At 58.6% G+C, this 13,695-nt stretch carries 13 protein-coding genes; 1 reads left to right on the top strand and 12 read right to left on the bottom strand.

Features of this window, described 5'->3' with window-relative positions:
* Nucleotides 1–167: 167 nt before the first annotated feature.
* The 10 genes from Q7U39_05805 to Q7U39_05760 form a co-directional block, all read right to left on the bottom strand.
* The gene (locus Q7U39_05805; protein MDO9117449.1) at nucleotides 168–959 is read right to left on the bottom strand and encodes an ABC transporter permease; all 792 of its coding nucleotides are present in this window, start codon (nucleotides 957–959) and stop codon (nucleotides 168–170) included.
* A 6-nt stretch (nucleotides 960–965) separates the two neighbouring features.
* Complete coding sequence (locus Q7U39_05800) at nucleotides 966–1,364, bottom strand: hypothetical protein (protein MDO9117448.1); 399 nt, start codon at nucleotides 1,362–1,364, stop codon at nucleotides 966–968.
* A gap of 39 nt (nucleotides 1,365–1,403) precedes the next feature.
* Entirely contained in the window at nucleotides 1,404–2,132 is a 729-nt protein-coding gene (locus Q7U39_05795) for an ABC transporter ATP-binding protein (protein ID MDO9117447.1), read from the bottom strand.
* Between the two features lie 17 nt (nucleotides 2,133–2,149).
* Nucleotides 2,150–2,860 (bottom strand): NapC/NirT family cytochrome c, encoded by a 711-nt coding sequence (locus Q7U39_05790; protein ID MDO9117446.1) that lies wholly within the window; start codon nucleotides 2,858–2,860, stop codon nucleotides 2,150–2,152.
* Nucleotides 2,844–3,356, bottom strand: a complete 513-nt coding sequence (gene mobB, locus Q7U39_05785; GenBank protein MDO9117445.1) for a molybdopterin-guanine dinucleotide biosynthesis protein B — start codon at nucleotides 3,354–3,356, stop codon at nucleotides 2,844–2,846. Before mobB ends, Q7U39_05790 begins: the two co-directional genes overlap by 17 nt.
* Before the next feature lie 21 nt (nucleotides 3,357–3,377).
* Complete coding sequence (locus Q7U39_05780) at nucleotides 3,378–4,676, bottom strand: molybdopterin molybdotransferase MoeA (GenBank protein ID MDO9117444.1); 1,299 nt, start codon at nucleotides 4,674–4,676, stop codon at nucleotides 3,378–3,380.
* Nucleotides 4,677–4,689: 13 nt separating this feature from the next.
* On the bottom strand, nucleotides 4,690–5,646 hold the full coding sequence (locus tag Q7U39_05775) for an Mrp/NBP35 family ATP-binding protein (GenBank protein ID MDO9117443.1): 957 nt from the start codon (nucleotides 5,644–5,646) through the stop codon (nucleotides 4,690–4,692).
* A gap of 39 nt (nucleotides 5,647–5,685) precedes the next feature.
* Nucleotides 5,686–6,663 (bottom strand): twin-arginine translocase subunit TatC, encoded by a 978-nt coding sequence (gene tatC / locus Q7U39_05770; protein ID MDO9117442.1) that lies wholly within the window; start codon nucleotides 6,661–6,663, stop codon nucleotides 5,686–5,688.
* Between the two features lie 27 nt (nucleotides 6,664–6,690).
* Nucleotides 6,691–8,211, bottom strand: a complete 1,521-nt coding sequence (locus Q7U39_05765) for a Do family serine endopeptidase (GenBank protein ID MDO9117441.1) — start codon at nucleotides 8,209–8,211, stop codon at nucleotides 6,691–6,693.
* A gap of 207 nt (nucleotides 8,212–8,418) precedes the next feature.
* On the bottom strand, nucleotides 8,419–9,201 hold the full coding sequence (locus Q7U39_05760) for a hypothetical protein (protein MDO9117440.1): 783 nt from the start codon (nucleotides 9,199–9,201) through the stop codon (nucleotides 8,419–8,421).
* Between the two features lie 136 nt (nucleotides 9,202–9,337).
* Between Q7U39_05760 and Q7U39_05755 the strand changes: the two genes are divergently transcribed.
* The gene (locus Q7U39_05755) at nucleotides 9,338–10,198 is read left to right on the top strand and encodes a glycosyltransferase family 2 protein (GenBank protein MDO9117439.1); all 861 of its coding nucleotides are present in this window, start codon (nucleotides 9,338–9,340) and stop codon (nucleotides 10,196–10,198) included.
* Here the strand turns inward: Q7U39_05755 and Q7U39_05750 are convergent.
* Nucleotides 10,188–11,741 (bottom strand): hypothetical protein, encoded by a 1,554-nt coding sequence (locus tag Q7U39_05750; GenBank protein ID MDO9117438.1) that lies wholly within the window; start codon nucleotides 11,739–11,741, stop codon nucleotides 10,188–10,190. The two genes, Q7U39_05755 and Q7U39_05750, sit on opposite strands and share 11 nt — an antisense overlap.
* 20 nt (nucleotides 11,742–11,761) lie before the next feature.
* Nucleotides 11,762–13,486: a carbamoyltransferase C-terminal domain-containing protein gene (locus Q7U39_05745; GenBank protein MDO9117437.1), complete on the bottom strand. Its 1,725-nt coding sequence runs from the start codon at nucleotides 13,484–13,486 to the stop codon at nucleotides 11,762–11,764.
* Nucleotides 13,487–13,695: the final 209 nt, after the last annotated feature.

Here is a 13,695-nt window from a genome sequence, read left to right as displayed (position 1 = left end):
AAGGAGCGGGCCGAAGACGCGATCAATGCGGCGACTCAGGTCTGACTTCCGACGAAATTCCCGGGCAAGGCAACATCGTTGCGGGCCTGCTTTATTTTAACGATTCATCGCGAGGCCCTGGCGATGAGGTAATTGTAGCCTACCATAGGGGTCCGGTGAATTCAATGTCACTCCCCGACCCGAACCAGCAGACCCTGGTTCCGGCAATAGGCAAACGTCCGGTGAAACCAGGCGATCATGGCCGTCAAAAACAGGAGGTTCAGCCCGATCGCCCAGCAAAGATGCTCAACCGGCTGACCGGTCTGGCTGAGGACGCCGCGCATTCCTTCAAAGACATGCGCGGCCGGATTAGCCCAGGCGACCGGCTTCAGCCAGGCCGGTAGAACATCCATCGGATAGAACACACAGGAGATCGGCTGAAAGAGGAACACCATGCTCCAGGCCAACACCTCGGCCTCCTGCCCGAACCGCATGATCAGTGAGGTGGTAAAGACGCCGATGACCCATCCGGTGACCACCAAATTCAGCACGAAAGGGAGCAGCCAGAGTCCGATAATCAAAATACTGTAATCGTAAAACAGCCAGGCGCAGAACCCCATCACCAACGACACACAGGCGACCTTGAAGATGCTCATGATCATTGTCGCAGCAAGAAACTCACTCGGCTTCAGCGGACTCGCGAACAGATTCATCAGGTTGCGGGACCAGAGTTCTTCGAGGAACGAAATCGTGATCCCCTGTTGCGACCGGAACAGCACGTCCCAGAGGATCAGCGCTCCGAGGAAAAAGGTCACGAAACCGGGAACCTGCGTCTGATACCGCGCGAGATAGAGGGTAATAAATCCCCAGATGACGAGATCGAGAAACGGCCAGTAGAAAATCTCCATTATCCGGGGCAAGCTCCGGCGATAGAGGTAGAGGTGACGGAACACGATGGCAGTAATTCGGTGGAGCTTCATTGGGCCTTAGTGGTGATGTTCCTCACCGCATCCTCCGCACTCATGATGCCGTCCCAGCATGGTATCCATCATCGTCTGGGCTCCACCCACGAGCCGCTCGCCGACACGCGTGCCGTCCGGTAATTTTCTCAGACCCAATCCGAGCAGCGTCACCGGAATTCCCGCCACTCCCAGCAGAAAGGGCCAGGTACCCACGCGCGCGCTATCCATCATCCACGCCACCGCTGTCACCATCAGGAGAGGGACCAATCCCGCCGTCAGGCTGGCCCGCACCACTTGCCACTTACTGGTGCCGCGCAGCACACCCACGATGGCCAGGATCGACCAAAAGAGTCCCCAACAGGCACTGATTCCAAATCCGCCCAGCACCAGCCCTAGTACAAACGAGATGGCTGTCTCTACCATGATAGGAGCGCTCCATTCCTTCCCCGCCTTGCGGGGCCGCTACGATTCTCGGGCTAACTTCAAAAACACATCTTCGAGATCTGTCTGTCCGAAACGGGAGACAATTTGAGCAGCCGTACCCTCTGCCACAAGATTTCCTTTTTGGAGGAAGATAATGCGATCCGACATTTCTTCCATCTCCCGCATGTTATGCGAGGTATAGAGAACACTCAAACCGGAAGCGCGCTGTTCATCCTTCAGCAAGGCCCGGATCTTATGCGCGATATCAGGATCCAGGCTGGCTGTCGGTTCGTCCAGGAAGAGGATCTTCGGCTCAGTCAAAAAGGCCTTCGCCAACGTGAGCCTGGTCATCTGCCCCGACGAAAGCTTGCGCGTGACCTTGTGCCGAAACTCCCCCATCTCCAACTTCTTCACAATGTCATCGATCTTTCGCTGGACATCGGGCAGGCCATAGAGCCGGGCCACGACCCACAGATTTTCTTCGACCGTCAGCGATTGCGGCATCGACATATACGTGGATGAAAAATTCACCCGCTGCAGAATCGCCTCCCGATGAGTCTCCAGATCCATCCCGAACATCGAGATCGTCCCGGAAGTGGGTGTAATGAGACCCAGCAGCATGTGCATCGTCGTCGTCTTGCCCGCGCCGTTCGGCCCTAAGACTCCGAGGATCTCACCAGGGTGCAGGGCGAACGAAATGCCGTTGACGGCCGTAAAGTCGCCGAACGTTTTGGTCAGATTACGGACTTCAAGAACGGGTGACGCCATCGCAAAAGTCTCAGATCTCAATTGAACAATAAGGCCGCACTGATTTTTTCAGGGATATGGCACGTCTCGCACTTTCGGCTGACCGGCTTCCCCTGATACTCCTGCTTGCCGTCATGGCAGCGAAAACAGTCGGACAACGTCCTGGTGCGGAGATACGATCCTTCGGGATGATCGGGATACCAGGGCTGGCTGTCAGCCGACACATGGCCACGAGGAATCACGATCGGATAGCCCTTGATCGGCTTTTCATGCACCACGGCTGAATGGCATGTGGTGCACCCCTCGCCCTGCCCCCTCACACCAAAGGCCTCCATATGCGCCCGGTGACTCATCACCAGCCCCACGTCCTTGACAGGCGGAGGCAGATCCCGCGTGGCGATTTCAGACACCCTCAGAATGTTCCGGTGACAACCCACACAGACATCCGACTCCACCTTCGCCTGAAGATTGTGGGAATCGGTCGGCGTGCCGAACAGATGAATCATCGAATCCTTCGTCCCATTCCATGCTTTGTCATGAATCCATCCTTCAAGGCCGGGACGGACATGGCAGGCCACACAGGTCACCTCTTTATGGGACGACGTCACCCAGCTGTCATACGAGGGCGTGATGGTATGACAACTGGCACAGAACTTCGGATGATTGGTCAGGGGAATTGCGATCCCGCCGAAGACGAATGCTCCGACGATCAGGGCCAGAACCAGCGTCGCTTTACGGTTCCAATTCATGCGTGACGCGCGGAAAGTGCTTGATGATGAGGGCCGCGACACCCGTGACATCGTTCAAATCGAGCACCGGCACAGGAAGATCGATCGGCTTATCGGATACCACCGCCAACAGCCCGTCGGGAGAGACCGGCACTTCGCCGACCTGTTCACGGATGACGACGATCTTCAGATACCCCTCACTCTTCCAGCCTTCCGCAATAATGAGATCGTAGGAGCCATCGAGAAACCGGTCCCGAATTTCCTCAACCTTCATTTCCTCCGGCACATCGGCAAACATCGCCAGACTGCCGCGGGACATCACGATGACACTGCTGGCCCCCGCACGTTTATGGCGCCAGCTATCTTTCCCTTCGGTATCGAGATCGAACCCGTGGCCGGCATGCTTCACCGTCGCCACGCGATAGCCCGCCCGCACCAACTCGGGAATCACGCGCTCAATCAGCGTGGTCTTGCCGCTGTTCGACCGGCCGACAAATGACACGATGGGCACCGGCATGAACTCAGTCCCTTTCCACGATCAACAACAGGACGTCTTATGCCCGATGCTGTGAGTCTCTTCCGACTGCGTCTTCCAGGCTTCCCCGCTCAATAATTGCACGGTCACCAGATCGCCAGGATTCACCCGTTCCACTTCGACCGGAATATCGATCAAGCAATTCGCCTTCACCATCGACGTCAAGATTCCCGACCCTTGCGCACCGGTCGTCCGAACTTTGAAGACACCGTCTTCCCGCGTCAGCACGCCGCGAAGGAAATGCCGGCGGTCCGTTCGTTTCGAAAACTTCTCCTGGATGACTGCATGCACCAGCGGCCGCCCGTAGGTCCGGTGCCCGTTCATCTTCAAGATGGCCGGCCGCACCAGTTGCTCGAAAGTCACCATCGACGAGACCGGATTCCCCGGCAGGCCGAAGGCCAACTTGCCCTGAATCTTGCCGAAGGCCAGGGGTTGCCCAGGACGGATCGCAAGCTTCCAAAAATTCATCTCGGCGCCCAATTCGCGGAATACGGCTTTGGTAAAATCGTAGTCTCCCATCGACACGCCCCCGGACAGGACCAACACATCCGCCGTCAGCCCATGGGAGATCTTCTCCTTCAACGCCGCCGGAGTATCGCGGGCAATCCCGAGCAGGAAAGGAATGCCGCCGGCCTCCTGCACCGCCGCGGCAATCCCGTAGCTGTTCGAATTGATGATTTTCTCTTCGCTGAATCGCTCATCCAGATCGGCCAACTCATCGCCCGTCGACAGAATGGCCACCCGCGGGCGCTGATAGACAAAGACAAAGGACTTCGCGAGAATCGCCAACATGCCCGCGTCACCGGGACGAATCTGTGTCCCCTTGGCAATGATGCATTCGCCCTTCTTCACATCTTCGCCTTGCGGCCGGATATTGGACCCGCGCGGTTCAGGTTTGAAGACGCGAACGGAATCCAGCGTGTGTTCCGTATCTTCCACTTTCAGTACCGTATCCGCTCCTTGCGGAATCGGCGCCCCGGTCATAATACGAATCGCCTGCCCGGGACCGACGGACTTCGTCGGCATTTTCCCGGCCGGGACATCTTCAATCACCTTCAGCGTGACGGTCTTTTCGATCGCATGCTCCTGTTTGATATCCTCCCAGCGCACGGCGAACCCGTCCATGGCGCTGTTGTTCCACGGCGGATTGTCCCGCTCGGCGACGATATCCTCGCCCAATACACGTCCCAGCGCGTCGAGGATCGACACTTTCTCCAGGCCCAGCGTCGGAGTGGCCTCCAAGACGATCCGCTGCGCCTCTTCAAGGCGCGTGAGTCCTTCTGTTGCGTCGTTCGCCTTCACAATCGCTCCCATCTCAATGTGGCGCGTGCCGCGGCGCCACTTTTACCAGCGACCCGCTCTTCTTGCAAAACGCTTCGATCTGATTGGCGATATTGTGATAGCACTCAGCCGTCGCCGTATCGGAATTGAACATCGCAAACGGCTCGCCCGCATCCGACTGCATCACGACATCGGGATCGAGCGGAATCCGCCCAAGGAACGGCACACCCATGTCGTTGGCGGAAGCTTCCCCCCCGCCCTTCCTGAACACTTCGATATTCTGATGACAATGCGGACACTCCAGACCGCTCATGTTTTCCACGATACCGATGATCGGCACTTCACTGTCTTTGCAGAACGTCACCGACTTGCGCGAATCCAACAGGGCGACTTCCTGCGGTGTCGTGATAATGACCGCGCCGCTCACATTGCCGAGCAGGTCGATCGTCGTGACCGATTCGTTGCCGGTCCCCGGCGGCAAATCGATGAACAGAAAGTTCAGATCCTGCCACTCCACGCCGCCCAACAGCTGATTGATGAATTCATACTTGTACGCGTCGCGCCAGATGATGGGGTCATCAGGATTCTGGAGCAGGAACGACATGGAAGCGATTTTCAGGTTATAGGCCTGAAAAGGAATGATGCCGCCTGAGGTGCTGATCTTGAGCTTCTGTCCTTCTGCCCCGACCATCTTCGGAATGTTCGGCCCATGAATGTCCATGTCGCAGATGCCCACGTGCCAGCCCTTGAGTGCCAGGCTGACCGCGAGGTTGGTCGTGCAGGTACTCTTCCCCACACCGCCCTTGTTGCTCATGATCAGCACTTTGTACTCGATGCGCTCCATCCGCTTGGCGACGAGCCATCGGCTATGGCCTTCTTTATCCTTCTGACAAGATTCGTTCTCGTCACAAATCGCGCAGGCCCACATGTAGGTGCAGGCATCGCTTCCCCCGGATGCGGACGGTTGAATGACATTCAGTTCACGGGCCATAGTGTGTCCTTCTATATGACATGAAGCCTCAGGCTTCGGTTATCGACGGGGATTCCCGCTCGGCACTCCAACATACTCGCTGTCGCCGGACTTCGACATGCGCGCGGCACCGGCCGGCACGGTCGCCGGCGTCAGCGGCGGCACATCCGCGGCGTCGGCTTCTTCCGGCGCCGGTTTCTTCTTATTGAAGAAGCCGGCGCTGATGATGCCGACTTCATAAAAGACATACATGGGCAACGCCATGAGGCACTGGTTGAAGGGATCGGGCGTCGGCGTGAGAATGGCGGCAATGATAAAGGCCCCCAGCAGCGCCCATTTTCGATAGCGCCGCAGAAACGGCGCATCGACCCAGCCTAGCTTGGCCATCAGCGTAATCGCCAGCGGCACTTCGAAGATCAGCCCGAAGACGAGCAAAAACCACAGGGCGAAACCGACATACTGGGCGATCGACAACTGGGGAATAAAGCCGGCATTCACGCCGTATGAAATGAGAAAATTCAAGGCGAAGGGCAGCACAAAGAAAAATGAGAAGGTCACTCCGGCCAGAAACGCCAGCGTGCTCAACATGACGAAGGGGCCGACAAAACGACGCTCCTGCACGTGCAGCCCCGGTACGACAAACTGCCAAAACTCCAAGAGAATATACGGCGTCGCCAGCACCACGGCGAACAAACCCGCCACTTTGACGTTCTGCCAGAGGGCTTCACCGGGAGCCAGAAAGACAAACGGGACCGTTGGCAGGTCCGTCGGCTCCCAGGACAACGTGCTGGGCACAAACATATTCTGGAGGGGGATGCGGAGCCACTTCACAAGGGCATCGGCGTAGAAAAACGTGACGACAAACACGATCGCCGTCACGATGACGGCGCGTGTGAGCCGGACCTGGAGCTCCACCAGGTGCTCCATGACCGGCATTTTTTTGTCTTCCAGAGGCTTGAAGACCGAGTCTTGCAACCACCGGTTGAAATCGTTCAGCACCGCGCCCTCATCGTACAGAACGATGCGGCGCCGGATCACACCTGATCACCGGCGCCGCATACTCATCTACTTTGGATTGACTGCCACGAACAGGCTATTGCCCTGCCGATTCACCAGCAGCACGGCCAATTCGTCTTTCTTGATCTTGTTCGCAGCCTTCAGAAAGTCGTCCACGGTCTTGACGGTCTCGTGATTGACCTCCTGAATGATGTCTCCACGCTGCAATCCCGCCGCTTCGGCCTGACCGCCCGGCTCCACGCTTGTGACGACCACGCCCGTCGTCTTGGCCGGGATGTTCAGCTGGCTCATGATCGCATTGTCCAACGCTTGAATCTTGAGCGACGCCAGCACATTGTCCGGCAACTTGATCGTCTCACCCTGTTCCTTGGGTGGAGCCGCATCCTTCTTGGCCAGCAACTCGTCGGACGGCCGTTCAGCGACCTTCACGGAGATGGTTTGCTCTTTCCCGTCGCGCAGGACTTTCACTTGGGCATCTTTGCCTACCATGGTCCGCGCCACCAGATTACGCAGCTGGCTCACGCTTTGAACTTCCTTACCGTTGAACGCGATGACCACGTCGCCGCGCTTCATTCCGGCGGCAGCCGACGGTCCATTTTCATTCACGTCGCTGATGAGCACGCCCTTGCGTTGCTCCGGCAACTTAAACGACTTGGCCAAGGCCGGCGTAATTTCCTGAATCGCCACGCCCATCCAGCCGCGGACGACTTTGCCGGTTTTTTGAAGGCTGTCGACAATATCCACCGCAATGCTGCTGGGAATGGCAAACCCGATTCCCTCTGAACCACCGGTGCGGGAGAAAATGGCGGTATTGATACCCATCAATTCGCCGTTCATGTTGACCAGCGCCCCGCCGGAGTTACCCGGATTGATCGCCGCGTCGGTCTGAATAAAATCTTCGTAGTCGGCGATGCCCACGTTCCCGCGGCCCAACGCACTGATGATGCCCAATGTCACGGTAGAACTCAGCCCGAACGGACTGCCGACGGCCAACACCAAATCTCCCACGGCTAGCTTGTCGTAGTCGGCCCATTTCAGTGAAGGCAGGTCCTTCGCCTCGATCTTGATCACCGCCAAATCGGTCTTCGGATCGGTTCCCACGGTCTTGGCCGTGAACTCCCGCCGATCACTCAGCGTCACCGTAATCTGTGTCGCACCTTCGACCACGTGGTTGTTCGTGACGATATAGCCATTAGGATCCAGAATGACCCCCGACCCGGCACTCTGCTCAGGTCGTCCATGCCCCCCTGGAGGGCCCGGCGGCATCGGAGGCGGCGTCGGAAGATCTCCTCCACCCGGCTCTTCACCACCACCAGGAGGTCCGCCGAACGGTCCGGGGGGAAGCCCGCCCCGGCGACGACCACCTTCCCCGCCACCGCCTGTCACGGCGATATTCACAACCGCAGGGGTCACTTTCTTGACGATCTCAGAAAAACCTTGGGTAAATGCCGGAGGAACGCCTGCCGCCAATGCAGCGGGGGCTCCGATCAACCCGCCTGCGACCGTGGCCGCAAGTACAAGCCCACAACCAATCACAAACTTGGTCGCCTGCTGACTCCGATAGACCATGCTCAGTTCCTCCCGACGGTTGAACTCACAAGACACCTCACTCTGATCGGTAACCAGCTGGGTAGCGACCGACCGAACGGTACATCTTACACTAATCATTCCTTGGGCTTCAAAGAGGAAAAGTCCTCTTCAGGCTGCCTATACAGCGACCTGAAGAGGACTTGCCGAAAGACATGAACGCCAGACGTGACGAGCCAGCCATAAGACTCAACTGCTTCGGCGAGCCGCCGCATCGGCTTCCAGCTGACCCAGCCAGGAGTTCTGAAGCTTCAATGCAAGCCGTTTCTCGGCTTGCTCAAACGATACCACGCGCAAGGTATTGGGAGCTCCTTCATAAGTTGGCGGCCAGATCCGCCGCTCAGGCTCCTGCGGCCTGAGATAGACGACCGGGTACCATTGATTGATCCCCGGGGCTGTGGGGCGATCCAACGTCGCCCATCCTCGCCCCTCGGCCTGCATGACCGCCTTGCCGGACTTGACCTCGATCAACGCAAACTCCAAGAGCGACCAATTATCCCGTCGGTAGCCCGGCTGCGCATGCGAGGTCCATCCCAGGAAGAGCGTGACGGGATATTCCTGCTCTGCGCTCGAGACCACCACCACCGCCAAATAATCCAAACCCTTACTCTTCGCCAGATCGACCAGTCGGGTGAGATCTCCGCCTTGATCCTGAGGACGCACCCCTCCCGCCGAAAATACCTCGGTCACGGTCACAGGTAAGACCCGCGCAATATCCTGCTTGAGCGTATCCCCTAATCGCACGAGCGCCTCTTCGGGTAACACGGCTGCGGCAGTTTGATCCGGCTCATCCGGCACGAGCACCAAACCGGCTTTTAACGGACGCGGCTCCGTTTTGAGGAGCGATTCAGGGGCTGAGGGTTGGTCAAACTTGAGATAGTGGCCCATGCGACTCGGAGGAACCGCGTTTGCACAGGCGGCAACGAGCACACACACTGTCAGAAGAGCGGCACCGCGAACCAGATTGTGCATGAGGCACCTCCAGGCTCAAGTGGATGGTAATATATCGACCCTCACTTAAGTATACGTTCGCTCCCCCTCTGCAGATCTGTCAAGTCCTCTTAGGGTCGATCGGCCCCACTTGAAATCGCGCACAGAGTCCTTTACCGTGGCATCACTTCAAGGGTACTTCCACGCAGGACGCGAAGGGGAAGATCCGGTGACGCAGGAAGAATTCTACAGAGTACTGGATCTCTCCATCGTCATCCCAGCCCACAACGAAGCCACGCGTATACTCCCCCATCTACGCTCGATTCACGACTCGCTTTCCCGACAAGACCGCTCCTATGAAATCATCGTCGTTGATGACGGCAGCCAGGACGACACGATCAAAGTCGTCCGTAGCTTTGCCAAAACCGACCCGGCGTTACGGGTGATTCCGCTCCCGACCTGCATGGGAAAAGGCGGGGCCGTCAGGCAGGGCATGCTGGCCGCACGAGGCCGGCTGCAGCTATTCACTGACGCCGACGGGGCCACCGCCATTACGGAACTCGACCGGCTCGAACAAGCCATCAGGAACGGCGCCGACGTGGCCATCGGTTCACGGAGCCTGGCCTCCCGGCAGCGAGGATTCGAAGTGAACGCCCGCTGGCACCGGAGCATCCTGGGCGGCTGCTTCAACGCGATGGTCCGCTTGGGAGGAATTCGTGGAATCGGCGATACGCAATGCGGATTCAAACTATTCGAACGATCAGTCGCTCGCGATCTTTTCTCCGTGTCGACCATCAATGGCTACGGCTTTGACCTTGAACTCTTGTTCATCGCTCAGCAGCGCGGCTATCGGATCGCCGAAGTTCCCGTGAATTGGGCCGATCAACCGGGATCGAAGGTGCGGCTCGTTCGGGATAGCATCGCCATGCTCCGTGAATTCACCATCATTCACCGGAACGCGGCCAGAGGATACTACTCTCCGCTTGCGGCACCAGACGCTGTCGCCTCCCTCAGTAATTCTTCCCCGATCACGGAGTAGCGCCCTCAGCCGGAAACTTCCCCCTCGTATAAATCACCACCTTCATATCCTCGTATTCGTGGCTCCACCCCGGCGTCGCGGCCAACAGAGCCGCAAGCGCCGTCCCTCGTTTCAGCAACGCCCAATCCACCGCGTATTTGTCGAGGAGATCCGTCCGAGGAACCGGTGCCGAAAGAAGATCGACATAATCCTTGAAGATCCACCGATCTCCGATTTGCCAGGCCGGCATCCGCCCATCAATAAATGTCTTGAGTCCCGGCAGCTGCCACAGCAGAAAGCCGCCATACTGATAGTCGTGGACCGGTCTGGTCCCCAAGCGATCGCGATGGGCGCGAATCCACTGGACCGCTTCAATAGGATAGGACGTTTGGCGAAATGCGACGTCAGGGTTCGCTCCGAACCGCCACACCGCTCTCACATGATCGGGACCGAGAACGATCAGCAAGCAGGCCAGTGCCCCCGTGATGCCCATCGCCCACTGTGCCGATCCACGCTGCTGTAGCTTCAGGACCGAAATTATCCGGTCACACCCAATTTGTAGCAACTCAACGGCGAGAGGGAGACTCACGATCAAGAAAAGCGGGATGTTCCGCAGATGCCGGCAGGCTACGAAGAGAAATGCCAATAACACTCCAATGCGCACGGGCTCAAGTCGCCGATACCAAAGCACCACCGCAACCGTCAGTCCCCCCAGATAAACACCAAACAGTCGGCCAGCCAAGGTCTCCAGGGAAGGCGGCTGCCATTCCTGGAGCGTCGCCACCATAAAGTGATTCGCCAGCGAATCCATAATTTCTTGGTGGAGCCGCCAGCCATAGGGATTCAGAAGCGTCACCAGACCGGCAAGCCCGGTAGCCAGCGTCAGCCGCCACAGATCAGCCGAAGGCAGATGCCACTCATCCAACCTTCCAACCACATCAAACCGCACACGAACAATCATGGCCACACACCAATTCAACCCGACCACGACCGCCACGAGAAAGAGCCCCGCCGTAAATCCGCCGTGCAGATTGGCCCAGAAAAGAAACAGCGGCGGGAGGATCCAGACCATCCAGCTTGCACCTTGTCGCAACCGATCAAGCACCATCAGGACCACCGCCACACCAAGCAAGGTCACCACTTGCGTACGCGCCCCCAGAAACGGCAGTGCCACCCATAAGGACAAGGCGCAGGCCGCCAGGCGAAGCGGCCAGATCGCCTGCCCGGTCCGCGCCGCAATGATCCAGGCCGCAGCTGTGACGAGACCGAAGAACGCGATGACAAGCAGGCCCCCGGCGGGACCTCCGGAGCTGTAGAGCCACCCGAGCACGAGATCAGTCAGCCACGCATGCTCCACCCAGGGCCAATCCGGCATCGTGTGCGAGTAGGGATCGAGCGACGGCAGATGCCCTCCGGTCATGAGCCAATCCAATCCGGTCCGCAAATGCCAGCCAAAGTCCGGCTCGGTCAACGGCTGGAGCGCAAAGTTCGCAATGATCAGAAGCAGAAGGGCATTCAATGCCGAAGTGCGAATGGCGGGTCCCTGACCTGAGCTCGCCGGCATACCATTCCGACGCGAGCGTTTCATAGCAGGCGGGAACCGGCCTGATTTGCCACAAGCAGGTTCCCCAATACCAGCCAATCGACCTCGGTGCGCTGGAAGCAGCGAACCGCTTCTTCCGGCGAACAGACGATCGGCTCCTGCACATTAAAGGAGGTGTTGAGGAGAACCGGGACCCCGGTCCGCCGGGCGAAGGCCTGCAGCAATTGATGAAAGAGGGGATTGGCTTGCCGATCGACCGTTTGAACTCGCGCCGACCCGTCCACATGCACCACCGCCGGGATAATGCCTTTCGCACTAGGCTTCACAGAGACCGTCAACATCATAAATGGAGAAGGGGCCGGCACATCGAAATACGCGTCCGCTTCTTCTGCCAGCACGGAGGGCGCAAAGGGACGGAATAATTCACGCTGTTTGACCTTGGCATTGATGAGCGCGCGAATGTCCTCCCGGCGCGGATCGGCCAGCAGGCTGCGATTGCCCAACGCCCGCGGCCCCCACTCCATCCGCCCCTGGAACCAGAAGACTAATTTGCCGTTTGAGAGCTCCTGGGCCACGAGGTCGCACAACGCCGCATCGCCTAACCGCTGAGCCTGTAACCCCGCTCGCCGCAATGTCGTCTGACAATCCATTTCACTGAACTGCGGCCCCCAATAGGCCGTCGTCATGACCGGACGCTGAGTCATTGCCCCGCGCCGAAACGTGTGCCACAACGCGGCACCCATCGCGGCACCGGAGTCACCGGCGGCGGGAGGAATATAGATTTCGCGAAAGCCCGCCTCCCGACACAGTCGACTATTGGCGACACAATTGTAGGCCACTCCGCCCGCGAGGCAGAGTTGATCAGCCTTCGTGTTCATGCGAAGCGCGCGGGCCAAGGCCAGCAAGACTTCCTCTAACACCAGCTGCACGCTCGCGGCCAGATCGCGATGTCGCTGCATCACCTCCTCGTCCGGTAGCCGCGCCGCCCCCAGCAAGGAGATCAACCCGGGAACAAAGATCCCGACACGCGCCAGATGGAAATCCAGCAACGTGGTATTCAGTGTAAAGGTTCCGTCGGGAACCAGCCGAAGGATATGTCGGCGAATGGTCTCGGCATAACGCGGCTCTCCATACGCCGCCAGCCCCATCACGATGTACTCATCGCGGTCCGGCTTGAACCCCAGAAATGCGGTCATGGCAGCATAGAATTGGCCGAGGGAATGAGGAAGCGGCGTGCGCCTGATCGCTTGAATCTGTTGCCGGCCGGCCATCGCCACCATGGTCGAATGCGACTCAGAGGCTCCGTCGACAACCATGACTGCCGCTTGTTCAAATGGGGAGACCAGAAACGCGCTGGCAGCATGGCACATGTGATGATCGAGGAACGTGACAGGCGGGCATGGCGTCCCGTCGATCTGCTCACTCAGCTTCCGTCGCATCCAGGCCAGTTCCCACCACTCCTGACGCAGACGCTCAATCGACCGCCGGCCCTTCTCTCGAAACAGTTCGGGCGAGCGGAACATCGCGCTGAACGCTAACCTTGCGCGCGCGCCGACTTCCCAATACTTCCACGGCACCGCCACCGCGTCGAGATCGCAGAGACGAAGTCCGGCTTCTTTCAGGCAGTATCGAATCGCATGAACGGGCAAGGCGGACACATGCTTGATGCGAACGAACCGTTCCTCTTCCGCAGCCGCCACAATCCGCCCGTCTTGGACGAGGGCGGCTGCCGCATCGCGCATATTGGAAAGCCCCAGAGTCAGCATGGGCACCGAGCATAGATCGAGTGGCCGCAAGGCCGCAAGAGATGGGCGGCTCCGTGTTGCTTTCACCTTTTGAATCCGGTACGGTGACCCGTCCAAATTAACCCCAGCCCTCGGAGCGAGAACTCCATGAACGGTTCCTTGTCCATGCCCGCCAGCCCCCCCAGAAAGCCACTTCGAACCATCTTGACGGTGCTCTTCCTGATCACTGG

Origin of the sequence: Nitrospira sp. (assembly GCA_030653545.1) — a bacterium.
In the GTDB taxonomy this organism is placed as follows: Bacteria; Nitrospirota; Nitrospiria; order Nitrospirales; family Nitrospiraceae; genus Nitrospira_D.
The sequence above is the reverse complement of the archived record's forward strand: the minus strand, read 5'-3'. Positions and strand labels throughout refer to the sequence as shown.

Coding starts and splice junctions, on each gene's coding strand:
- Q7U39_05805 (MDO9117449.1), bottom strand. CDS start 959: ATGAAGCTCCACCGAATTACTGCCATCGTGTTCCGTCACCTCTACCTC.
- Q7U39_05800 (MDO9117448.1), bottom strand. CDS start 1,364: ATGGTAGAGACAGCCATCTCGTTTGTACTAGGGCTGGTGCTGGGCGGA.
- Q7U39_05795 (MDO9117447.1), bottom strand. CDS start 2,132: ATGGCGTCACCCGTTCTTGAAGTCCGTAATCTGACCAAAACGTTCGGC.
- Q7U39_05790 (MDO9117446.1), bottom strand. CDS start 2,860: ATGAATTGGAACCGTAAAGCGACGCTGGTTCTGGCCCTGATCGTCGGA.
- mobB (MDO9117445.1), bottom strand. CDS start 3,356: ATGCCGGTGCCCATCGTGTCATTTGTCGGCCGGTCGAACAGCGGCAAG.
- Q7U39_05775 (MDO9117443.1), bottom strand. CDS start 5,646: ATGGCCCGTGAACTGAATGTCATTCAACCGTCCGCATCCGGGGGAAGC.
- Q7U39_05765 (MDO9117441.1), bottom strand. CDS start 8,211: ATGGTCTATCGGAGTCAGCAGGCGACCAAGTTTGTGATTGGTTGTGGG.
- Q7U39_05760 (MDO9117440.1), bottom strand. CDS start 9,201: ATGCACAATCTGGTTCGCGGTGCCGCTCTTCTGACAGTGTGTGTGCTC.
- Q7U39_05750 (MDO9117438.1), bottom strand. CDS start 11,741: ATGCCGGCGAGCTCAGGTCAGGGACCCGCCATTCGCACTTCGGCATTG.
- Q7U39_05745 (MDO9117437.1), bottom strand. CDS start 13,486: ATGCTGACTCTGGGGCTTTCCAATATGCGCGATGCGGCAGCCGCCCTC.